Annotated in this window: 21 protein-coding genes; 11 read left to right on the top strand and 10 right to left on the bottom strand. The window is 69.7% G+C overall.

Going from position 1 to position 21,567, the window contains the following annotated elements:
* Positions 1-55 precede the first annotated feature (55 nt).
* The 3 genes from ACWF7A_RS02290 to ACWF7A_RS02280 are packed head-to-tail and all read left to right on the top strand — an operon-like array spanning position 56 to position 2,620.
* The gene (locus ACWF7A_RS02290; protein WP_452248573.1) at positions 56-817 is read left to right on the top strand and encodes an SDR family oxidoreductase; all 762 of its coding nucleotides are present in this window, start codon (positions 56-58) and stop codon (positions 815-817) included.
* Positions 814-1,668 (top strand): SDR family oxidoreductase, encoded by an 855-nt coding sequence (locus ACWF7A_RS02285; RefSeq protein ID WP_452248572.1) that lies wholly within the window; start codon positions 814-816, stop codon positions 1,666-1,668. The genes ACWF7A_RS02290 and ACWF7A_RS02285 overlap by 4 nt, the downstream gene beginning before the upstream one ends.
* 10 nt (positions 1,669-1,678) lie before the next feature.
* Positions 1,679-2,620, top strand: coding sequence for a hypothetical protein (locus ACWF7A_RS02280; RefSeq protein WP_452248571.1), 942 nt, complete (start codon positions 1,679-1,681; stop codon positions 2,618-2,620).
* Here the strand turns inward: ACWF7A_RS02280 and ACWF7A_RS02275 are convergent.
* Entirely contained in the window at positions 2,604-3,731 is a 1,128-nt protein-coding gene (locus tag ACWF7A_RS02275; RefSeq protein WP_452248570.1) for a steroid 3-ketoacyl-CoA thiolase, read from the bottom strand. The genes ACWF7A_RS02280 and ACWF7A_RS02275 overlap by 17 nt on opposite strands.
* Before the next feature lie 244 nt (positions 3,732-3,975).
* Between ACWF7A_RS02275 and ACWF7A_RS02270 the strand changes: the two genes are divergently transcribed.
* Positions 3,976-5,202, top strand: a complete 1,227-nt coding sequence (locus tag ACWF7A_RS02270; protein WP_452248569.1) for a cytochrome P450 — start codon at positions 3,976-3,978, stop codon at positions 5,200-5,202.
* Positions 5,203-5,257: 55 nt separating this feature from the next.
* Here the strand turns inward: ACWF7A_RS02270 and ACWF7A_RS02265 are convergent, their stop codons facing one another.
* Genes ACWF7A_RS02265 through ACWF7A_RS02245 form a run of 5 tightly spaced genes read right to left on the bottom strand, consistent with a single transcriptional unit; the run spans position 5,258 to position 9,701 of the window.
* Complete coding sequence (locus ACWF7A_RS02265; RefSeq protein ID WP_452248568.1) at positions 5,258-5,698, bottom strand: nuclear transport factor 2 family protein; 441 nt, start codon at positions 5,696-5,698, stop codon at positions 5,258-5,260.
* Entirely contained in the window at positions 5,695-6,555 is an 861-nt protein-coding gene (locus ACWF7A_RS02260) for a TIGR03619 family F420-dependent LLM class oxidoreductase (RefSeq protein ID WP_452248567.1), read from the bottom strand. The genes ACWF7A_RS02265 and ACWF7A_RS02260 overlap by 4 nt, the downstream gene beginning before the upstream one ends.
* Positions 6,552-7,694 (bottom strand): thiolase domain-containing protein, encoded by a 1,143-nt coding sequence (locus ACWF7A_RS02255; RefSeq protein ID WP_452248566.1) that lies wholly within the window; start codon positions 7,692-7,694, stop codon positions 6,552-6,554. Before ACWF7A_RS02255 ends, ACWF7A_RS02260 begins: the two co-directional genes overlap by 4 nt.
* A complete protein-coding gene (locus ACWF7A_RS02250; RefSeq protein ID WP_452248565.1) occupies positions 7,694-8,749 on the bottom strand; it encodes a thiolase domain-containing protein in 1,056 nt (351 codons plus the stop codon). Before ACWF7A_RS02250 ends, ACWF7A_RS02255 begins: the two co-directional genes overlap by 1 nt.
* A 7-nt stretch (positions 8,750-8,756) precedes the next feature.
* A complete protein-coding gene (locus ACWF7A_RS02245; protein WP_452248564.1) occupies positions 8,757-9,701 on the bottom strand; it encodes a Zn-ribbon domain-containing OB-fold protein in 945 nt (314 codons plus the stop codon).
* Positions 9,702-9,747: 46 nt separating this feature from the next.
* Here ACWF7A_RS02245 and ACWF7A_RS02240 point away from each other — a divergent pair, with 46 nt between their 5' ends.
* The 4 genes from ACWF7A_RS02240 to kstD are packed head-to-tail and all read left to right on the top strand — an operon-like array spanning position 9,748 to position 14,464.
* Positions 9,748-10,776: an LLM class F420-dependent oxidoreductase gene (locus ACWF7A_RS02240; protein ID WP_452248563.1), complete on the top strand. Its 1,029-nt coding sequence runs from the start codon at positions 9,748-9,750 to the stop codon at positions 10,774-10,776.
* A gap of 25 nt (positions 10,777-10,801) precedes the next feature.
* On the top strand, positions 10,802-12,316 hold the full coding sequence (locus ACWF7A_RS02235) for an acyl-CoA synthetase (protein ID WP_452248562.1): 1,515 nt from the start codon (positions 10,802-10,804) through the stop codon (positions 12,314-12,316).
* Positions 12,309-12,761, top strand: coding sequence for a pyridoxamine 5'-phosphate oxidase family protein (locus ACWF7A_RS02230; RefSeq protein ID WP_452248561.1), 453 nt, complete (start codon positions 12,309-12,311; stop codon positions 12,759-12,761). Before ACWF7A_RS02235 ends, ACWF7A_RS02230 begins: the two co-directional genes overlap by 8 nt.
* Complete coding sequence (gene kstD, locus ACWF7A_RS02225) at positions 12,758-14,464, top strand: 3-oxosteroid 1-dehydrogenase (RefSeq protein ID WP_452248560.1); 1,707 nt, start codon at positions 12,758-12,760, stop codon at positions 14,462-14,464. The genes ACWF7A_RS02230 and kstD overlap by 4 nt, the downstream gene beginning before the upstream one ends.
* Here the strand turns inward: kstD and ACWF7A_RS02220 are convergent.
* The 3 genes from ACWF7A_RS02220 to ACWF7A_RS02210 form a co-directional block, all read right to left on the bottom strand.
* The gene (locus ACWF7A_RS02220; RefSeq protein WP_452248559.1) at positions 14,461-15,195 is read right to left on the bottom strand and encodes an HAD family hydrolase; all 735 of its coding nucleotides are present in this window, start codon (positions 15,193-15,195) and stop codon (positions 14,461-14,463) included. The genes kstD and ACWF7A_RS02220 overlap by 4 nt on opposite strands.
* Positions 15,196-15,241: 46 nt before the next feature.
* Complete coding sequence (locus ACWF7A_RS02215) at positions 15,242-16,000, bottom strand: hypothetical protein (protein ID WP_452248558.1); 759 nt, start codon at positions 15,998-16,000, stop codon at positions 15,242-15,244.
* A gap of 96 nt (positions 16,001-16,096) precedes the next feature.
* Complete coding sequence (locus ACWF7A_RS02210) at positions 16,097-16,891, bottom strand: crotonase/enoyl-CoA hydratase family protein (protein WP_452248557.1); 795 nt, start codon at positions 16,889-16,891, stop codon at positions 16,097-16,099.
* 74 nt (positions 16,892-16,965) lie between these two features.
* Here ACWF7A_RS02210 and ACWF7A_RS02205 point away from each other — a divergent pair, with 74 nt between their 5' ends.
* Genes ACWF7A_RS02205 through ACWF7A_RS02195 form a run of 3 tightly spaced genes read left to right on the top strand, consistent with a single transcriptional unit; the run spans position 16,966 to position 20,655 of the window.
* Positions 16,966-18,552 (top strand): acyl-CoA synthetase, encoded by a 1,587-nt coding sequence (locus tag ACWF7A_RS02205; RefSeq protein WP_452248556.1) that lies wholly within the window; start codon positions 16,966-16,968, stop codon positions 18,550-18,552.
* Entirely contained in the window at positions 18,533-19,624 is a 1,092-nt protein-coding gene (locus ACWF7A_RS02200) for an NAD(P)H-dependent flavin oxidoreductase (RefSeq protein ID WP_452248555.1), read from the top strand. Before ACWF7A_RS02205 ends, ACWF7A_RS02200 begins: the two co-directional genes overlap by 20 nt.
* Before the next feature lie 44 nt (positions 19,625-19,668).
* Complete coding sequence (locus ACWF7A_RS02195; RefSeq protein ID WP_452248554.1) at positions 19,669-20,655, top strand: hypothetical protein; 987 nt, start codon at positions 19,669-19,671, stop codon at positions 20,653-20,655.
* On the opposite strand, the gene ACWF7A_RS02190 is transcribed toward ACWF7A_RS02195, so the two are convergent.
* Positions 20,656-21,567: an acyl-CoA dehydrogenase family protein gene (locus ACWF7A_RS02190; protein ID WP_452248553.1), complete on the bottom strand. Its 912-nt coding sequence runs from the start codon at positions 21,565-21,567 to the stop codon at positions 20,656-20,658.

Genomic DNA, 21,567 nt, shown 5'->3' with positions numbered 1-21,567 from the left:
CTTCCGAACCAAGCGATTGCTTGGTAACTTAGCAGTGCCGGAGCGACCGGGGTAGGTGCTTGTGGAACTGGACCTCGACGGAGCAGTGGTCCTCGTGACGGGCGGCGTTCGGGGTGTCGGTCTCGGCATCACCCGTGCGTTCCTCGCCGCCGGGGCGGTCGTCGTGACGTGTGCGCGCCGGCCCGCTGAGGTCGAGGGCGCGTCGTTCGTGCCGTGTGACGTGCGGGACACCGAGCAGGTGGACGCGCTGGTGTCCGGGATCGTCGCCTCTCACGGCCGTCTCGACGTCGTGGTGAACAACGCGGGTGGAGCGCCGTTCGCGTTGGCGGACAAGGCTTCGCCGCGGTTCCACTCCAAGATCGTCGAGCTGAACCTGCTGGCGCCGTTGCTGGTGTCCCAGGCGGCGAACGCCGTGATGCAGGCGCAGGCGTCCGGCGGGTCGATCGTGAACGTGAGCAGCGTGAGCGGACGCCGTCCGTCGCCCGGGACCGCCGCTTACGGTGCCGCCAAGGCCGGTCTCGACAACCTGACGTCGTCGCTGGCCGTGGAGTGGGCGCCGAAGGTGCGGGTCAACGCACTGGCCGTGGGCATGGTGCGGACCGAACAGTCGCATCTGCACTACGGCTCCGAAGCCGGGATCGAGGCCGTGGCGAAGACGGTGCCCTTGGGGCGTCTCGCGTCACCGGACGAGGTCGGCGCGTGTGCCGTGTTCCTGGCTTCACCGCTGGCGTCCTACGTGAGCGGCGCGACCTTGGTCGTCCATGGCGGGGGAGAGAAGCCCGCGTTCCTGACCGCAGCCGATGGGGGATCTTCATGAGCCGGGTCGTGATCGTGACGGGGGCGGGGCGGGGGATCGGCCGGGCCCACGCGCTGGCGTTCGGCGCTACCGGGGCGAGGGTCGTGGTGAACGACCTGTCGGCGGCGGTCGCGGGCGAGGTCGCGGAGCTGATCGGGCCGCGGGCCGTCGTCAACACCGACGACGTCGGCACCTGGGCGGGCGCGCGACGGCTGGTCGAGACCGCCGTGTCGGAGTTCGGCGGGCTGGACGTGCTCGTCAACAACGCCGGCATCGTGCGGGACCGCATGGTCGTCGGGTGCAGCGAGGACGAGTGGGACGAGGTCGTCCGCGTCCACCTCAAAGGCCACTTCGCGACGCTGCACCACGCAGCCGCGCACTGGCGGTCCGTGCACAAGGCCGGGGGTGCCGTCAGCGGCCGGGTGATCAACACGTCGTCCGGCGCGGGGCTCTTCGGCAGCGTCGGGCAGGCGAACTACTCGGCGGCCAAGGCGGGCATCGCGTCGCTGACGCTGGTCGCGGCCGCCGAACTGGCCCGGTACGGGGTCACCGTCAACGCGATCGCCCCCGCCGCGCGCACCCGGATGACCGAGGCGACGTTCGCGGACATGATGGCGGTGCCGGAGGACGGCTTCGACGCGATGGCCCCGGAGAACGTCTCGCCGCTGGTCGTGTGGCTCGGCAGCGAGGAGGCCGGGGACGTGACCGGCCGGATGTTCGAGGTCGACGGCGGGCGCGTCTGCGTCGTGCACGGGTGGCGGCGCGGGCCGGAGGTCGACAAGGGTGCGCGGTGGTCGCCTGAAGAGCTGGGCGATGTCGTGCGCAAGCTGGTGGCGGACGACCACCCGACGCCGGTCTACGGAGCAGAGTAACTTCGATCATGTGACCCGTCTGGACTCCCACAGGACCGTCTCGGCCGCGTTGTCGCTGCTCAGCGACCGCGAACTCGCCGAGCTGGTGGACCGTGCCGAGCCGAGAGGGTCGGGAATCGGAGGGCCGACGGCGTTGGCGGACGTCGGCGGGATCCCGGTCTTCGTGAAGCGGCTGCCGCTGACCGACCTGGAGCTGCGGCACGCCGGATCGACGGCGAACCTCTACGACCTGCCCGTGCACGCCCACTACGGCGTCGGGCTGGTCGGGTCGGCGGGCTTCGGCGCCTGGCGTGAGCTGGCCGTGCACACCATGACGACGGACTGGGTGCTGACGGGTGAGCACGAGGGCTTTCCGCTGACGTACCACTGGCGGGTCCTGCCCTCAGCCCAGGAGCTGCCCGAGGAACTGGACAGGGCTGTCGGCTACTGGGGACCGGAGGTGCGGCCCCGCATCGAGGCGTTGCGGGAGTCCACCGCGAGCATCGCTCTGTTCCTGGAGTGCTTCCCGCACAACCTGCACGACTGGCTGAACAGCCATGACGACCTCGAAAGCGCTTGCGAGATGGTCGAACGCGAGATGGCGGCCGGGGTGGAGTTCATGAACTCCCGCGGCCTGCTGCACTTCGACGGCCACTTCCAGAACATCCTGACCGACGGCGAGCGCCTGTACTTCGCGGACTACGGCCTCGCGATCTCCTCCCGGTTCGACCTGTCCGAGGAGGAGATCGCGTTCCTCGCCGAGAACCAGGACTACGACCGCTACTACACCGTCACGCACCTGGTGATGTGGTTCGCGTACCAACTGCGCCGGCAGGGAGTTCCACCACGGGTCGCCGCGATCCTGAACCGCCACAACGACGTCGCCGCGATCATGAAGGACTTCTACCGCCGGTTCCAGCACGAGAGCAGGCGGACCCCGTACCCGGCGGCGGACCTCAGATCCGTTCGATGATCGTGCCGGTGGCCATGGCCCCGCCCGCGCACATGGTGATCAACGCCGTGGACGCGTCCCGCCGCTCCAACTCGTGCAGCGCGGTCGTGATCAACCGTGTGCCGCTGCTGCCCACGGGGTGACCGATCGCGATGGCGCCGCCGTTGACGTTGACCCGGTCCAGGTTGGGCCGGTGCACCGCCGCCCACGACAGCACGACGGACGCGAACGCCTCGTTGACCTCGAACAGGTCGATGTCGGCCATCTTCATTCCGCTGCGCTGCAACAACCGCGCGGTGGCGTCGACCGGCCCGTCCAGGTGGTAGTACGGGTCCGACCCGACGAGGCACTGCGTGACGATCCGGGCCCGTGGTGTCAGCCCGTGCGCCCGCGCGAACTCCTCGTCGACGACCATCACGGCCGACGCGCCGTCCGAGATCTGCGACGACGTCCCGGCGGTGTGCACGCCGTCCGGCACGACGGGCTTCAACGCCGCCAACGCCTCCAGTGACGTCTCCCGCAGCCCCTGGTCGGTGTCCACCAGATCCTCGCCGACCTTCACCGGCACGACCTCGGTGGTGAACCGCCCCGCCGCCCACGCGGCCCGCGCCCGGTTCTGCGACTGGACTCCGAACCGGTCGACCTCCTCGCGCCCGATCCCGCGCCGGGCCGCGACCCGTTCCGCCGCCACGAACTGGTTGGGCAGGTCGATCGCCCACGAGTCGGGGCGCGGCATCCCGGTCTCGCCGATGTTGCTGCGCAACGGCACCCGGCTCATGGCCTCGACCCCGCACGCGATGCCGGCGTCGATGGCGCCCGCCGCGATGAGCCCGGCGATGAGGTGCGTGGACTGCTGGGCCGAGCCGCACTGGGCGTCGACCGTGGTGCAGCCGGTGGTCTGCGGCAGGCCCGCGTGCAGCCAGGCGGTCCTGGTGATGTTGTTCGACTGCTCGCCCGCCTGCGTGACGGTGCCGCCGATGACCTGTTCGACGGTGGACGGATCGAGCCCGGTCCTGTCAAGAAGACCTCGTTGTGCCGCACCGAGGAGCTCGGCCGCGTGCAGGCCGGACAACCAGCCGTTCCGCCTGCCGATGGGCGTGCGCACCGCTCCCACGATCACCGGACTGCCCACGCGAGCCTCCTTGGCTTGGAAACCAGTGGTGTGACGCGGAACGCGGGCGGCGTGTCCGCGCTCGGCAGGCCGGCTCGCGGCACCGCCCCGATCCGCCCGTCTGACCCCGAACACACCGGCCACGTTCCGCGCCACACCACTAGAACACGTTCCTGTAAGACTCCAGATTGGCCGTGTGGGGGCTTCAACACAAGCCGCAACCGTGTTTGAATCGGATAGAACGCGTTCCACCTAGGAGGTGCCTGTGAGCAAGCCGCGCATCCCGGAAGGCTTCGACTTCACCGACCCCGACATGTACGCGAGCCGGCTGCCGTTCGAGGAGTTCGCCGAACTGCGCCAGACCGCGCCGATCTGGTGGAACTCGATCCCGCAGGGATCGGCCGGGTTCCCCGACGACGGCTTCTGGGTGGTGACGAAGCACCACGACGTCAAGGAGGTCTCGCGCAACAGCGATCTGTTCTCCAGTCGCGAGAACACGGCGATCATCCGGTTCAAGGAGGACATGCCGCGCGACAACATCGAGATGCAGCGGCTGTTGTTGCTGAACATGGACCCGCCGACGCACACCAAACAGCGCGCGATCGTCTCGCGCGGCTTCACGCCCCGCGCGGTGAACAGCCTGCGGGAGGCGCTCGCCTCCCGTGCCGAACGGATCGTGGCCGAGGCGCTGGAGAAGGGCAGCGGCGACTTCGTCTCCGACGTCGCGTGCGAGCTGCCGTTGCAGGCCATCGCGGAGCTGATCGGCATCCCGCAGGACGACCGCCGCAAGATCTTCGACTGGTCGAACCAGATGATCGCCTACGACGACCCCGAGTTCGAGATCGAACCGCTGACCGCCGCCACGGAGCTGCTCGGCTACTCGTGGACGATGGCCGAGGACCGCCGCAAGTGCCCGCGCCAGGACATCGTCACCAAGCTCGTCCAGGCCGACGTGGACGGCGCCGGGCTCGCGTCGGAGGAGTTCGGGTTCTTCGTGCTGCTGCTCGCCGTAGCGGGCAACGAGACCACGCGCAACGCCATCACGCACGGCATGAAGGCGTTCTTCGACCACCCCGAGCAGTGGGAACTCTACAAGGACCAGCGCCCCACCACGACCGGTGACGAGATCGTCCGGTGGGCCACGCCGGTCGTGTCGTTCCAGCGCACCGCGATGGCCGACACCGAACTGAGCGGCGTCGAGATCAAGCAGGGGCAACGGGTCGGGATGTTCTACTCGTCGGCGAACTTCGACGAGGAGGTCTTCGAGGCGCCGGAGACCTTCGACATCACCCGCGACCCCAACCCGCACCTCGGGTTCGGCGGCAGCGGCGCGCACTTCTGCATCGGCGCGAACCTCGCCCGCCTGGAGATCGACCTGATCTTCAACGCGATCGCGGACGCCATGCCGAACATCAAGCAGGTCGCGGAACCGCGGCGGCTGCGGTCCGGCTGGCTCAACGGCATCAAGGAGTTCCGCGTCCAGTACTCCTAGAAGACGACTGAGGCCCCTCCACCTGCGGATGGAGGGGCCTCATGCTGTGTGCGGGTCAGGCCTCGACGCGCAAGGTCGCCAGCGCGCGTTCGGTCTCCCAGAACGCCCGCATCGACTTGATCAGGCCGTCCTCGCCGACGTTGTAGACGAACACGCCCTCGGTGTCCACACGCGCGCCACCGGGCAGGAACGCGCTGATCGTGCCGACGTTCGCGCACTCCGAGCCCGCCGCGAACGAGTCGTGCATCGCGAACTCGAAGCGCTCCACGTTCGCGATCGCCAGGTCCCAGAACGCGGCGATCGCCTCCTTGCCGTGGTGGCCCTTGCCCTCGCTGTCGAACATCGACGGGCCCACCGGGTCCTCGACCACCGCGTCCTCGGCGAACAGGGCGAGCCACTCGTCCTTCCTGCCGCCCGACACGGCCTCCATGGAGCGCCAGGACGCCACGCGGGCCGGGGTCTCGGTCTTGGACGCCGTCCAGGTCACTGCTGTCACGCGAACTCTCCGATCACCTCGTCGGCGAAGCGCCGAAGTCCGTCCTTCTTGGCCTGCAGGCTGCCGTCGAACCCGACGCCGTAGAACAGCCACGGCACCACGATCGTGTCCGTCACGCCGGCCTCGGCCAGCTGCTTGTACCCGTCGAGACCGAACCGGTCGATGCACACGGCCTGGATCTCGAACGGCCGCTCGAACGCGCCCAGGTCGTCGAGCGTCGCGACGACGGACTTCAGCTCGTCGAACTTGATCATCGCCGACGTCCACCCGTCCCCGACGCGGGCGGCGCGCTTCAACGCCGCGGGGGAGTGGCCACCGACGTAGAACGGCACCGGCGACGTGGGCGCCGGCGACATCTGCAGCCGGTCGAAGTCGAAGTAGTCGCCGTGGTACTCGACCATCCCGCCGCCCAGCACCAGCTTCAGCACGTCGATCATCTCGTCCACGCGCGCGCCGCGGTTCTTGAACGGCACACCGCACCACTCGAACTCCTCCGGCGACCAGCCGAGGCCGACGCCGAAGCCGAACCGGTTGCCGGTCATGTGCGCGACCGACCCGACCTGGCGGGCGAGCAGCAACGGGTTGCGGGAGCCCAGTTTCAGCACCTGCGTGTAGAAGTTGATCCTCGACGTCACCGCGCCCATCGCGGCGGCGGCGACGAACGGGTCCACCCACGGCGTCTCGGCGTTCCACATCCGGGAGCCGTCGGGGGTGTACGGGTAGTCGGCGGAGACCTTCTCCGAGAAGAAGAGGGAGTCCGGCAGCGCGATCGAGGCGTAGCCGCACTCCTCGGCGCACTTCGCCAGCTCGGTCAGCTGGTCGAGCGGGCTCATGGCGATGCCCACGGTGAACTTCACGGCTTCTCCGATCCGACGACCCACATGGCGAAGAACTGCGACCCACCGCCGTACGCGTGACCCAGCGCCACCCGCGCGCCGTCCACCTGGTGCTCTCCCGCGGTCCCCATGACCTGCATCGCTGCTTCGGCGAAGCGCAGCAGACCGGAGGCGCCGATCGGGTTGGACGACAGCACGCCGCCGCTCGGGTTCACCGGGAGACGGCCGCCGATCTCGGTCTCGCCCGCCTCGGTGAGCTTCCAGCCCTGGCCGATGTCGGTGAACCCCAGGTTCTCGAGCCACATCGGCTCGAACCACGAGAACGGCACGTAGATCTCGGCGGCGTCCACTTCGGACAGCGGGTCGGTGATGCCCGCCTGCCTCCACAACGCCCTGGCGGCGTCCTGGCCCGCCTGCGGGTTGACCTGGTCGCGTCCGGCGAACGTCGTCGGCTCGGTGCGCATCGCGGTCGCGCGGATCCAGGCGGCCTGGCCCGACGTGGGTTCCGCACTGATCACCACCGCACAGGCGCCGTCCGAGGAGGGACACGTCTCGTCGTACCGGATCGGGTCCCACAGCATCGTGGAGGCCTGCACCGACTCGACGGTGATGTCCGGCTGCTTGAGATGCGCGTAGGGATTGCGAGCGCCGTTGCGGCGGTCCTTGGCGGCGACCATCGCGCCGATGTGCTCGGGAGCGCTCGCCCGGCGGATGTAGGACCGCACGTGCGGCGCGAAGTAGCCGCCCGCGCCCGCGTGCACCGGCATGGTGAACGGGGTCGGCACGGACAGCGCCCACATCGCGTTCGACTCGGACTGCTTCTCGAACGCCACGGCCAGCACGCGGTCGTGGACGCCGGACTGGACGAGCGACGCGGCCACGTTGCCCGTGCTGCCGCCGACCGAACCGGCTGTGTGCACGCGCAGCAACGGTTTCCCGACCGCGCCCAGGGCGTCGGCCAGGAACAGCTCGGGCATCATCACGCCCTCGAACAGGTCCGGTGCCTTGCCGAGGACGACGGCGTCGATGTCGGACCAGTCCACGCCGGCGTCAGCCATCGCGCGGTCGATCGCCTCGCGGCACAGGCCCGCCATCGAGACGTCGAGCCGTTTCGCGGCGTGGTGCGTCTGGCCGGTGCCGACCACTGCTGCCGGTCGCATCACTCACGCCCTTCCATGACGCAGACGAGGTTCTGCTGGAGCAAGGGCCCGCTGGTGGCGTGCCCGAGGACCTTCTGAGCCGAGCCGTCGTGGATCCTGCGGGCCGCCTCACCGATGCGCGCCAGACCCGCGGCGAACATCGGGTTGCCGGCCAGCACTCCGCCGGACGGGTTGACGGTCACGTCGTCGCCGAGTCCGAGCGCCTGGCGCAGCAGGAGTTCCTGGTGGGTGAACGGCGCGTGCAACTCGGCCACCTGGACGCCGTCCGCGCCCGCCGCCTTGCCCGCGGCCACGGCCGACGGCGAGGTCGTCAGGTCGCGCGTGCCGAACGACGGCGAGTCGGTGCGGTGCTCGAAGCCGGTGATCCACGCCGGACGTTCGCACAGCTCGCGCGCACGATCCCCGGCGGCGAGCACGATCGTGGCCGCGCCGTCCGTGATCGGGGCGCAGTCGTGGCGCCGCAACGGGTCCGCGACGTACGGCAAGGACAACAGGTCGTCCGCGTCGACCTCACCGGAGAGCTGGGCGAGGGGGTTCGACAGCGCGTGGGAACGGCTCTGCGCGGCCACGGCGGCCATCGCGCGTTCGTCCCACAGGCCGTTCTCGATGCCCATCCGCGCCTGGATCCCGGCGAGGCCGAGCGAGTCCGGCCACAGTGGAGTGACGAGGTAGGGGTCGAGCTGCATCGCCATGACCCGGCGCAGCTGGCCGGCGGACGACTTGCCGAAGCCGTAGACGAGCGCGGTGTCGATCTCGCCGCAGAGCAGCTTCACCCACGCCTCGTAGAGCGCCCACGCGGCGTCCATCTCGACGTGCGACTCGACGATCGGCGGGAAGGCGCCGATCGCGTCGACCGCCGAGACGAACGAGAACGCGCGTCCCGCCAGGTAGTCCGAGGAGCCCGAGCACCAGAAACCGATGTCGGTCTTGGTGAGCCCGAGGCCGCCGAGCACCTCGTGGAAGATCGGCACCAGCATCTCGACACCGTTGGTGGTGCCGTCGGTCTCGCGCACGCAGGGCGTCTGCGCGAAGCCGACTACCGCAATGTCACGCACGCGAGCCTCACAGGTGCTGGGAGTAGGAGTCGAACGGCGCGTCCGGCTCGTCGGACGGCCTGAAGTGGTCGATGTTCTGCATCGTCGGGCCCCACTCCTCGCGCGGCTTCCAGACCGCCTCCACGCGCATGCCCATCCGGACGTCCTCGGGCGCCACGCCGAGCAGCAGGTGCAGGAACGGGATGTCCGCGCCGTCCAGCAGGACGTACGCCGAGACGTACGGCGGTGGGATGCGCTGGCCGAGGAACGGCACGTTGACCACGCAGTACGTCGTGATCGTGCCGCGGTCGCCGAGCTCGATCTGCTCTGTTGTCGGCACACCGTCCACAGGGCACGCCGGGCGTGGCGGGAAGTAGACCTTCTCGCACACCGGGCAACGCTGGCCGAGCAGCCTGCCCTCCATGAGACCGCGGAGGAACGGGTCCTCCGTCGGCGACGCCGAGTGCGTGTAGTGCAGGTTCACCGGCGTCGTCACCATCGTGACGGCCTCCGCGTCGACCGGGTCGTCGGCGGGCTCGTCGGAGATCTCGAAGCACTCGATGTCGGTGATGGCCCCGACCCGTTCGCCGCGCCATCGCACCCGCACGCGCGCGCCGGTCGAGATCTGGTCCGGCGACCCGGCGTCGACGGCGTGCAGCAGCGAGGTGTCCGCGCCGTCGAGCTGGATCAGCGCCCACGCGAACGGCCGGTCGAGCGGCTGTCCCTCGAGGGGCTCGGGAATCCACGACCACCCGCGCACGACACCGGTGGCCGTCACGTCCACGAACTCGTGGAGCCGTTCGGCGGTCACGGGGTCGTACTCGAGCGGCGGCACGTGCACGCGCCCGTCGCTGCCGCGGATCCCGGTCACCTTGCGGCGGCGGAGATCCGAGAGGAACCGGCCCAGCGTCGGGCCGAGGGAGCGCGTGTAGTCGAAGCCAACGTCGAGCGGAGCACTCAGCGGCCGAGTCACAGATCAAAGTGAAACAGGTTCTCGAAATGGTGGCAAGATGAGGGGCATGAAGCTCGGTCTGCAGCTCGGGTACTGGGGTGCTCAGCCGCCCCTGAACGCCGCCGAACTCGTGGCGGCGGCGGAGGAGTTCGGCTTCGACGCGGTGTTCGCCGCGGAGGCGTGGGGATCGGACGCGTTCACCCCGTTGGCGTGGTGGGGATCCGAGACCTCGAGGGTGCGGCTCGGCACGTCCGTCGTGCAGATGTCGGCGCGGACGCCGGCCGCCTGCGCGATGCACGCGCTGACACTGGACCACCTCTCCGGCGGGCGGTTCGTCCTCGGGCTCGGGGTGTCCGGACCGCAGGTCGTGGAGGGCTGGTACGGGCGGCCGTTCGCGAAACCCCTGGCCAGGACCAGGGAGTACGTGTCGATCCTGCGTCAGGTGATGGCCCGCGAGGCGCCGGTGCGCAACGACGGCCCGCACTACCCGTTGCCGTATCAGGGGCCCGGTGCGCTGGGGCTCGGCAAACCGTTGAGGCCCATCACCCATCCGTTGCGCGCTGACCTGCCCATCTGGCTCGGCGCGGAGGGTCCGAAGAACGTCGCGCTGACGTCGGAGATCGCGGACGGGTGGCTCGCGATCTACTACGCGCCGCGGCTCGCGGACATGTACAACGAGTGGCTTGACCAGGGTTTCGCGAAGTCGGGCCGCAGCAGGGAGAACTTCGAGGTCGCGGCCACCTGCCAGGTCGTCGTCACGGACGATCCGGCGTCGGTGCGGGCCATGCTGAAGCCGTTCGTCGCTTTGTACATCGGCGGAATGGGCGCGCCCGGCATGAACTTCCACGCCGAGGTGTTCACGCGCATGGGCTACGGCGAGGTCGTCGAGGACATCGGCAGGCTCTTCCAGGCCGGGCGCAAGGACGAGGCGGCGCAGGTGGTCCCGGACGAGCTCGTGGCCGAGATCAGCATCGTCGGGAACGCCGAGCACGTGCGCGAGGAGGTCCGCCGGTGGGAGAAGGCGGGCGTCACGACGCTGCTCGTGGGGTGCCGCGACGTTGCCTCGATCAAGGCCTTGTCGGAGGCTTGTCAGTAGGTGAAACGCGTTCTACTTTGGGGGTGTGGTCACAGGACTCTGGAACATCGCTGCCGATCAGCCGGACCTGACCGCGCTGGTCGATCCGAGTGGTCGCGAGATCACCTACGCCGGGCTCGCGGCCGACGCGAACCGCTACGGACGCGGGTTCCGGGCCTTGGGCCTGAAACCCGGTGACAGCATCGTGCTGATGCTGCCCAACAGCGCCGACCTGGTGGCGGTGTACTTCGCCGCCTACCAGACCGGCCTCTACGTCGTGATGGCCAACTGGCACCTGACCGGCGCCGAGGTCGGGTACCTCGTGCAGGACAGCGGTGCCAAGGCTTTCGTCGCCCACGAACGGTTCGCGGCCGCCGCTGCCGAGGCCGCGGCGAGCCTGCCGGCCGACGCTCGGTTCGCGGTCGGCGAGATCCCGGAGTTCGTGCCGCTGGCGAAGCTCGGCGAGGGCGAGGAGGGCAGGCCCGACGGCCGCACCACCGGCTCGCCGATGCTGTACACCTCCGGCACGACCGGACGTCCCAAGGGCGTGCGCCGGCCGTTGACCGGCGCCGACCCCGACGCCGTGCCACCGAGCGCCGCCTGGTTCTTCGGCATCTTCGGCATCAAGCCGCACGACGGTCACGTGCACCTGTGCGGGTCTCCGCTCTACCACACGGCCGTGCTGAACTTCGTGACCATCTCGATCCAGCTGGGCCACACCGCGGTGCTCATGGACCACTGGGCACCGGAGGAGATGTTGCGGCTGATCGAGCGGTACAAGGTCACCCACAGCCACATGGTGCCGACCCAGTTCCACCGGTTGCTGGCGCTGCCGGACGAGGTGAAGGCCAAGTACGACATGGGTTCGCTGCGGTCGATGATCCACGGTGCCGCGCCCTGCCCGCTCGAGGTCAAGCGCCGCATGCTCGACTGGTGGGGACCGGTCGTGATCGAGTACTACGCGGCCACCGAGGGCGGTGGCACGGCGATCAGCGCCACCGAATGGCTGCGGAAGCCGGGTTCGGTCGGGCTGCCGTGGCCGACGTCCGAGATCAAGATCCTGGGCGAGGACGGGACCGAGCTTCCCGTGGGCGAGCAGGGCCTGGTCTACATGCGGATGGGCGACTCGACGTTCGAGTACCACAAGGACTCCGAGAAGACCCGGGCCGCGCGGGTGGGCAAGCTGTTCACGTTGCAGGACATCGGGTACCTGGACGACGACGGCTACCTGTTCCTGTGCGACCGCAAGAACGACATGATCATCTCGGGCGGCGTGAACATCTACCCGGCGGAGATCGAGGGTGAGCTGATCTGCCATCCGAAGGTCGCGGACGTGGCCGTGTTCGGTGTGCCGCACGAGGACTGGGGCGAGGCGATCAAGGCCGTCGTGCAGCCCGTGGACGGTGTCGAGGCTTCCGAGGCCCTGACCGAGGAACTGCTGGAGTTCGCGCGCACGCGGCTCGCGAAGTTCAAGCTGCCGCGCACCGTCGAGTACGTGGCCGAGCTACCGCGCGACCCGAACGGCAAGCTCTACAAGCGAAAGCTGCGCGACCGTGCGTGACGCCATCAAGATGACGGCCGAGGAGATCGAGGCGTTCCTGGCCGGGCAGAAGACGTTGATCGTGGCCACCATCGGCCGCAACGGGCTGCCGCACCTCGCGCCGATGTGGTTCGCGTGGGTGGACGGCGACCTGGTCTTCTGCACCGACCGCAAGTCGCAGAAGATCGTGAACCTGCAACGCGATCCGCGCTGCAGCGTGCTGGCTGAGGCGGGGGAGTCCTACGACCAGCTCCGGGGCGTGCACATGGAGGGCGTCACCGAGTTCACGGACCTCGGCCCGGTCGTGGACGCCGTGGTGGAGCGCAACTTCGGCGAGGTCGGCGACGACCCCCAGGCCCGTGAGGCCCTGCGCAAGGCGATGACGAGGCGCGTCGCCGTGATCTTCCGTCCGACCAAGACCGCCAGCTGGGACCACCGGAAGACGATGTCTGGAGCGAACCCGTGAACCTGAACCGCCGTCAGGTGCTCGCCGGAGCCGGTCTCGCGCTGGCCTCCGGACTGGTCGAACCCGCTTCCGCCGCAGCCGACCTCGGCGAGTTCGACGTGGTGGTCGTCGGTGCCGGCGCCGCCGGCATGACCGCCGCGCTCACCGCCGCCAAACGCGGCCTGAGCTGCGTGGTCGTGGAGAAGGCGCCGACGTACGGCGGTTCGGCCGCCCGGTCCGGTGCCGGGATCTGGATCCCCAACAACGAGATCATCCTCGCCGCGGGCGTGCCGGACACGCCCGCGAAGGCCGCGCAGTACATGGCGGCGGTCGTCGGCGACATCCCGCTGGTGCGGCAGCGGGCCTACCTGACGTACGGGCCGCAGATGATCTCGTTCGTCATGCGCAACAGCCCGTTGCGCTTCCGGCACATGGACGGCTACAGCGACTACTACCCGGAGTACCCCGGCGGCATCGCGAAGGGGCGTTCGATCGAGCCCGAGGTGCTCGACGGCCGCGTCCTCGGAGCGGAGTTGGCCAACCTCAACGCGCCCTATCTGACCCCGCCCGCCGGCATGGTCATCTACGGCGCGGACTACAAGTGGCTCGCGCTGGCCCTGGTCAACGCGAAGGGCGCGGCCACCGCGGCGGCCGCTCTGGCGCGAGGCACGGCCGCCGCTCTGGCGGGCCAGAAGCCGTTGACGATGGGCCAGGCGCTCGCGGGCGGACTCCGTGCGGGCCTGCTGCAGTCGGGCGTCCCGGTCTGGCTGAACACCGGGCTGCAGGACCTGATCATCGAGAACGGCGCGGTCAAGGGAGTGCTGACCTCCCGGGGTGCCGTGCGCGCCCGCCGCGGCGTGATCATGGGCTCCGGTGGCTTCGAGCACAACGCGGCCATGCGCGCCCAGTACCAGCGCCAGCCGATCGGTACTCAGTGGACGGTCGGCGCGAAGGAGAACACCGGCGAAGGCCACCGGGCGGGCCTGCGCGCGGGCGCCGCTGTCGACCTGATGGACGACGCCTGGTGGGGTCCCGCGATCCCGGTGCCCGGCACGCCGTACTTCTGCCTCGCCGAACGCACGCTCCCCGGCGGCCTGATGATCAACGCCGCCGGGCGCCGGTTCGTCAACGAGGCCGCGCCCTACAGCGACGTCGTGCACGTCATGTACGACAAGAACCCGACCGACCCGTGCATCCCGGCGTGGCTCGTCGTCGACCAGAACTACCGCAACAGGTACCTGTTCGCCGACGTGGCGCCGACGCTGCCGCTGCCCGACGGCTGGTACTCCTCCGGCGCGGTCGTGAAGAACTGGTCGCTCGACGGCCTCGCCTCGGCCATCGGCGTGCCGGGCGCGAACCTGAAGGCGACCGTCAGCCGGTTCAACGGTCAGGCCATGACCGGACGGGACTCCGACTTCCAGCGCGGCGACAGCGCCTACGACCACTACTACACCGACCCGGCGGTCTTCCCGAACTCGTGCCTCGCACCGCTGTGGGCGCCGCCGTTCTACGCGTTCAAGATCGTGCCCGGCGACCTCGGCACCAAGGGCGGCCTGGTCACCGACGCACGGGCCCGCGTGCTGCGCCCGGACGGCTCGGTGATCCCCGGCCTGTACGCGGCGGGCAACGTGAGCTCGGCCGTGATGGGCAACAGCTACGCCGGGGCGGGGTCGACGATCGGGCCCGCCATGACGTTCGGGTACATCGCGGCCAACGACGTCTAGGACAGGGCCTGGGAGCAGCGGCAGAGCGCCGGCACGTCGACGAACCTGAGCTCGTCGGTGATCCGGACGAACGGCCAGCCACCGGTCTCCGCGAGCAGGAGATCGGTGGTCGTGCTGTCGCCGGCGACGAGACACACCGTGCGGCCGTCGGTCAGGGCTTCGCGGACCGCCGCGGTGAACCCGGCGGTGCCCTTGGGATGCCCGACCTCGCCCGACACGAACACCCGCTCGAACCGGTCGGCGAGGCCGGACAGCCGGATCTTCGCGCGCTGCAACGACCGGCACCCGTCCGTCGCCAGCCACAGTTCGTGACGTTCCCGCAGTGAGTCCAAAGCGGACTCCACTCCGGGGAACGGCCGCACCAAGGCTTGGCGGGCGACCCGGAACGCCAGGGCGGCCGCTTCGGCGTCGGCGGTGCTGCCCAGATCGGTCAGGGCCAGCCGCCACGCCCGCACGTCGTTGCCGACCAACGCCTTCACGGTCTCGGGAGGCATCGGGAGCTCGTGGAAGTCGGCCCAGAGCGCCTCCCACGACGCGACGCGCTCGACCTCCCTGTGCGTGACGAGCCTGTTCTCGCGCCACTCGCGGCGGGCGGCGGCCAGCACGGTGTCGACGGCCTGGTCGTCCGGCGGCAGCGAGAGTCCGGCCAGCACGACGGCGATCGCGGCACGGGCCGCGCTGCCGTCCGGGATCAGGCAGTCGTCGAGATCGATGATGACAACAGGGCTCACGGACCGATGCTAGCGATCAGGCCGCCTCCCGGACCGATGCTCACGATCAGGCCGCCTCCCAGACCGTGACCTGGCCGGTGATCGCGCCGCCGTCCAGCGCGGTCACGTCGATGCGGAAGATCCGGCTCTCCGGCGTTCTCCCGCAGACCCGGCTGCCCACGACGACGTTGTCGGCGTCGAGCGTCGCGTTCGTGGCGAGGTGTGCCTGGCAGTCGTCCCGTCCCGGCACGCCCTCGGTGAACCACTCGGCCAGCCAGTAGCCGGGATCGCCGTGCAGGCGCGTCGGGGTGAGCGCCCAGACGTTCGACTCCGGCACGTCGCGCGGAGGGACGGGATCCAGGTGGAAGCTCGCGAACCGCAGCGCGCCGCTGAACCGCACGCCGTCGCCCGCTGGTGCCAGTGCGGACGGCTTGGGGACAGTGGTGGTGGCGAGCGGGATGGTGGTGGTCGTGGCGCCCGCGGGTGCGCGCGGCACCGCAGCCGCCTGCGTCGGACGTGCGGCTTGAGCGTGGGGAACCGGGACGGGCGCAGGGGGTGCACTGGTGGTGGTCCCGGCCGGGACCGAGCTGGTCGCGGCGATCGGCGCCTCCTCCACGGGGTCGCTCGGGGACGCCGACCTGACGGCCGTGACCGTGACGGCGGTGACGGCGACGGCGACCGGAACCGCCGCGTACTGCAACACCTTGAGCCACCGGGGCTTGGCCGACTCTCCCATGTAGACGTTGTTCACCGACGTGGCCTGCAGCGACGTGCCGACGACATCGCAGCTGATGTCGTTGTCGGACGACTGGTCGGAGTATGTCAAGACTGGCCCCTGCCCCCGGACTGCGGATGTTTGATACGCAGATCGGGGCGCCGTCACGAAGTGTTACGGGCACGAACGAATTCGTTCGGCAGCTATCTACCGGCCCTTGAACTCCGGCTTGCGCTTCTCCGCGAACGCCCGGGGGCCCTCCTTGGCGTCTTCGCTGGAGAACACCTCCATGCCCAGGCGAGCGTCCACTGTGAACGCCTCGTTCTCGTGCATCACCTCGGTCTCCCGCATGGTCTGCAGGATCTTCCGCACCGCGATGGGCCCGTTGGCCGTGATCAGCGCGGCGAGTTCGAGGGCCTTGTCCAGCGCCTGGCCGTCCGGCACCACGTGTCCGATCAGCCCGATCTCCTTGGCCTCCGCGGCCCGGATGTGCCGCCCGGTCAGCAGGAGGTCGGCCGCGACCGTGTAGGCGATCTGGCGCGGCAGCCTCACCGCCGAGCCGCCCATCGGGAACAGGCCCCACCGGGCCTCGGAGACGCCGAACCGTGCGCTCTCGCCGGCCACCCGGATGTCCGTCGCCTGCAGGATCTCCGTGCCGCCCGCGACCGCGGGTCCTTCCACCGCGGCGATGAGCGGTTTCGTCAATCGACGACCTTTGAGGAGTGATTCGATGACGGAGAAGTCGAACCTGCCGGCGTTCTCGCTGGGGTGGTGGGACGTCATGGCCTTCAGGTCCGCGCCCGCGCAGAACGAGCCGCCCGCTCCGGTGAGGACGCAGACGCGGACGTCCGGATCGGAGTCCACCCGGTCCCACGCGTCCTTCATGATGGCCAGCATGGGGCCGGACAAGGCGTTGCGGACCTCTGGGCGGTTCATCGTGACGACCAGGACGTTGTTGTCCACCAAGTCCACCAACGCGTGTGGTTCTGTCGTGGTCGTCATTCGCGCGCCTCCTGGATCGAGTCTGACCGCACGGGGGATTGTCGAGAACAGTAACACGTTCTACTTTGCCTACCATGGCCCTCAACGTCGCAGACCTCGTTGAACACGCCGCCGACACCGTGCCCGACAGGACCGCGCTCATCTGCGGCCCCAAGCGGGTCACCTACGCCGAGCTGGAGTCGCGAGCCAACAAACTGGCTCACCACCTGGCAAAGAACGGCGTGACGCAAGGTGCGCACGTGGGGCTCTACGCGCGCAACTCGATCGAGTTGGTCGAGGCCATGCTCGCGGTCTACAAGCTGCGTGCCGTGGCGATCAACGTGAACTACCGCTACACCAAGAACGAGTTGCAATACCTCTTCGGTGAAGCGGACCTGACCGCTCTCGTACACGAACGGCGGTACGCGCCGTTGGTCGCGGAGGTCGGCGCGCCCGGTCACACGGTCGTCATCGACGACGAGACCGAGGAACCTTTCGAGGGCGCGGACTACGAGACGGCGCTGGCGGAGGAGTCCGGCGAACGGGACTTCGGGCCGCGCAGCCCCGACGACCTCTACATCCTGTTCACCGGCGGCACGACCGGCATGCCCAAGGGCGTGATGTGGCGGCACGAGGACGTCTGGCGCACGCTCGGCGGCGGCATTGACTTCGTCACCGGCGAACGGCTGACCGACGAGTGGCACCAGGCCAACTCCGGCAAGGACTACGGGCTCATCAGGCTGTGCCTGCCGCCGCTGATCCACGGCGCGGCGCAGTGGGCGGTGCTCGGCGCGTTGTTCAGCGGCAGCACGGTGGTGCTGGTGCCCAAGTTCGACCCCGCCGAGATCTGGCAGGTGATCGAAAGGGAAAAGGTCCAGGTCGCCGTCATCACCGGTGACGCCATGGGCCGGCCGCTGATCGAGGAGTTCCAGCGCGGCACGTACGACGCCTCGTCGCTCTACATCCTCAACAGCAGCGCGGCGTTGTTCTCGTTCACGGTGAAGAAGCAGTACCACGAGCACCTGCCGCACACGACGCTGCTGGAGTCGATCGGGTCGAGCGAGACCGGGTCCACGGGCATCGGCGCGGTGCCCAAGGAGATGGTGAAGACCGACGGCACCAAGGTGAAGCTCAACGAGGACACCATCGTCATCGACGAGGACGGCAACAAGCTCGAGCCGTCGCCCGGGGTGATCGGCAAGCTGGCGCGCGGCGGGCACATCCCGCTCGGCTACTACAAGGACCCCGAGAAGACCGCGCGGATGTTCGTCGAGGTCGACGGCAAGCGCTTCACCGTGCCCGGCGACTTCGCCCGGTTCGAGGAGGACGGCGACATCACGTTGCTGGGGCGGGGCAACACCTGCGTCAACACCGGCGGCGAGAAGGTCTTCCCGGAGGAGGTCGAAGGGGTGCTGAAGTCGCACCCGGACGTCTTCGACGCGCTCGTGATCGGCATTGCCGACGACCTGCTCGGCCAGCGCGTCGGCGCGATCGTCCAGCCGCGCGACGGTGCCACGCCGACACTGTCCGAACTGGACGCTCATGTCCGCGAGTCGCTCGCGGGCTACAAGGTGCCGCGGTCGTTGTGGCTCGTCGGCGAGATCGGCCGCACCCCCAGCGGCAAACCCGACTACCAGTGGGCGAAGCGCCACGTGGAGGACCATGCGCACCAGCCTGTGTGACGAGCTCGGCATCGAGCACCCCGTCTTCGGCTTCACGCCGTCCGAGCACGTGGCGGCGGCGATCAGCAGAGCGGGCGGACTCGGTGTCCTCGGGTGCGTGCGGTTCAACGACGCGGAGGACCTCGACCGCGCGTTGACGTGGATGGACGAGAACACCGACGGCAAGCCGTACGGCGTCGACATCGTCATGCCCGCCACCGTGCCGAAGGAAGGCACGCAGATCGACCTGGCCGGGCTCATCCCGCAGAGCCACAAGGAGTTCGTGCAGCAGACGTTGCTGAAGCTCGGCGTGCCACCGCTGCCGGACGGCGAGGGCGGCGAGGGCGTGCTCGGCTGGCTGCACTCCGTCGCGCGCTCGCACGTCGACGTGGCGCTGGAACACCCGATCCGCCTGATCGCGAACGCACTGGGCTCACCGCCCGCGGACATCATCGAACGCGTGCACGCCGCCGGAGTCCCGGTGGCGGCATTGGCGGGCAAGGCCGAACACGCGCGACGGCACGTGGCCAACGGCGTCGACATCGTGGTGGCACAGGGCTACGAGGCCGGTGGTCACACCGGCGAGGTCGCGACCATGGTGCTCGTGCCGGAGATCGTCGACTCGGTGGACGTCCCGGTGCTCGCCGCCGGCGGCATCGGCTCGGGACGCCAGGCCGCCGCGGCGATGGCGCTGGGCGCGTCCGGCGTGTGGATGGGCTCGTACTGGCTCACCACCGCCGAGTACGCCCTGGGCAACTCGAGCACGCAGCAGGCGTTGCTGGCGGCGGGTTCCAGCGACACCGTGCGCACCCGCATCTACACGGGCAAACCCGCGCGGCTGCTGAAGACGCGGTGGACCGAGGCGTGGACGTCCGCGGAGGCGCCGGAGCCGTTGCCGATGCCGTTGCAGAACCTGCTGGTCAGCGAGGCGCACCAGCGCATAGCCCGGTCGGACGACCCGTCCGTGGTCTCGATGCCGGTCGGGCAGATCGTCGGGAGGATGAACGAGGTGCGGCCTGTGGCGGAGGTGATGGCCGATCTGCTCGCGGAGTTCGACGAGACGGTGAAGAGGCTGGCGTCGCTGGGCCGCTGAGGTGTGGGTTAGGGTGTGCGGAGATCCGTTCTGGGGGGAACACCTTGAAGCGCACCCGTGCTCTTTTGTCGTGCCTGCTCGTCGTCGCGTCGGGGCTCGCCACGCCGCAGACCGCGGCGGCGGCCGTGTGCCAGTACGAGCGGCGTGACCTGCCTGTTCCGGCTGAGTCGGGGAGCGTCGTCACCCTGGGCGGCAGCGCCGACGACAGCCGAGTCGTCGGCCTCGTCGACAAGCAGGGGTACGGCCGCGGAGCGCTGTGGGTGAACGGTGCCCTGAGCGAGTTGCCGCCGCCCGCGTCACCCGTCGACCACATCATTCCGCAGAGCGTCAACAACTCCGGCGTCGTCGTCGGATTCGAACAGCGCGACAACGGCCTGGACGGCGTCGAGTACCGCGCTTTCCGGTACGAGAACGGCGCCTACACCTTCCTGCCGGGTCCGCGGTCGAAGGCGATCTCCGTCAACGCCGCGGGCGACGTCCTGGTCGCCATGTGGGAACGGGGCGACTCGTCGGACAGTGCCAGCGTCGTGCTGTGGCAGGCCGACGGAACCACCACCAGGTCCCTCGGCCGGGGCAAGGCCATCGGGGTCAACGACCAGCGCAAGGTCGTGATCCAGGGGATCTGGGAGACGTCGCTGATCGACGCGACCACCGGGACGACCAGGACGATCCCCGGCCAGCCCGCGCACGTGCGGCTCGACGGCGACCGCGTGTTCCTCGGTGAGGTCGGCCCGGACTGGAAGAGCACCATCACCGAGTGGACTCTCAGGGGCGTGAAGGTCGCCACTTACCCCGGCGGCACTGTTCCGTTCGGCCGCAACAGTCACGGCATCTTCTTCGGCACCTACCGCCCGAACAGCTCCTCCACCGAGATGCCCAGCGTGTGGAGCGGCGCCGAGCGCACCGAGGTGGCGGCTGACCAGCTGCCGTTCTCGACCGCCTACGGAGATGTCATGGACGACGGCACCTTGATCGGCACCTACGGCGGCGCGGACTCCAACGGCCGCCCCGCCCTGTGGGTCTGCGGCTGATCACAGCACGGCGCTGAGCTTCAGCAGCTGGGCGGTCGCCCCGCCCAGCTCGAACTCGTTGCGCTTCGCCGCCGTGAAGTAGCGGTGCACCCCGTGGCTCATGTCGATGCCGGTACCGCCGTGGACGTGCACGGCGGTGTGCGCGACGCGGTGGCCGGCGTCGGCGGCCCAGAACTTCGCCGTGGCGACCTCGGCCGCCGCGTCCAGGCCTTCGGAGAGGCGCCAGGCGGCCTGCCAGAGGGTCAGGCGGATGGCCGCGACGTCGATGTACGCATCTGCCAGACGTTGTGCCACGGCCTGGAAGCTGCCGATGGGCCGGTCGAACTGCACACGCGTGCGGGCGTACTCGGCCGTCAGTTCCAGGGCGCGTTCGGTCACGCCGAGCTGCAGCGCGCACAGGCCCAGCGTGTACCGGGTGACGAGCCAGTCGGGGGAGAGGCCGGGCACGAGGTCGCCACCGGAGAACTCGAAGCATCCCGCGTCGGTGCCGTCGACGAGCTCCTGCGGGGTGATCTCCACCTGGCCGGCGTCGACGACGAACACCTCGTCACCCTGCGCCACCAGAAAAGCGGCGGCGGTGCGCGCGAACGGCACCGCGGTCTTCACGCCGTCGGCCTCGGAGAGCGCCACGGACAGCACGGTTCCCGGCGTCAGCCAGCGGGCACGCTGCTCAGGCGTGCCGAACTCGGCGAGCGCGGTCGCCGCGACCGTCGTGGCCAGGTAGGGCACGTCGGCGACCGCGCGGCCCAGTTCCACGAGCACCGCGCACTGTTCCAGGACGCCGAACTCGTCCGGCTGCTCCGGCACCACGCCGGACTTGACCAGGTCGAGCCACGGCGAGTCCGACGAGTCGAGGATCTTGCGGGTCAGCGCCGCGAGCTCGCGTTGCGCCTCGGTCAGCGTGAAGTCCAT

It is taken from the genome of Lentzea sp. NPDC055074, from assembly GCF_053608005.1.
Note: the sequence above shows the minus strand (reverse complement) of the source record. Positions and strands in the feature narration are given on the sequence as shown.

Excerpts from the sequence above, each read along its gene's own strand:
- ACWF7A_RS02285 (WP_452248572.1), top strand. The coding sequence starts at position 814 with ATGAGCCGGGTCGTGATCGTGACGGGGGCGGGGCGGGGGATCGGCCGG.
- ACWF7A_RS02255 (WP_452248566.1), bottom strand. The coding sequence starts at position 7,694 with ATGCGACCGGCAGCAGTGGTCGGCACCGGCCAGACGCACCACGCCGCG.
- ACWF7A_RS02240 (WP_452248563.1), top strand. The coding sequence starts at position 9,748 with ATGAAGCTCGGTCTGCAGCTCGGGTACTGGGGTGCTCAGCCGCCCCTG.
- ACWF7A_RS02210 (WP_452248557.1), bottom strand. The coding sequence starts at position 16,891 with ATGACGACCACGACAGAACCACACGCGTTGGTGGACTTGGTGGACAAC.
- ACWF7A_RS02205 (WP_452248556.1), top strand. The coding sequence starts at position 16,966 with ATGGCCCTCAACGTCGCAGACCTCGTTGAACACGCCGCCGACACCGTG.
- ACWF7A_RS02200 (WP_452248555.1), top strand. The coding sequence starts at position 18,533 with ATGCGCACCAGCCTGTGTGACGAGCTCGGCATCGAGCACCCCGTCTTC.
- ACWF7A_RS02190 (WP_452248553.1), bottom strand. The coding sequence starts at position 21,567 with ATGGACTTCACGCTGACCGAGGCGCAACGCGAGCTCGCGGCGCTGACC.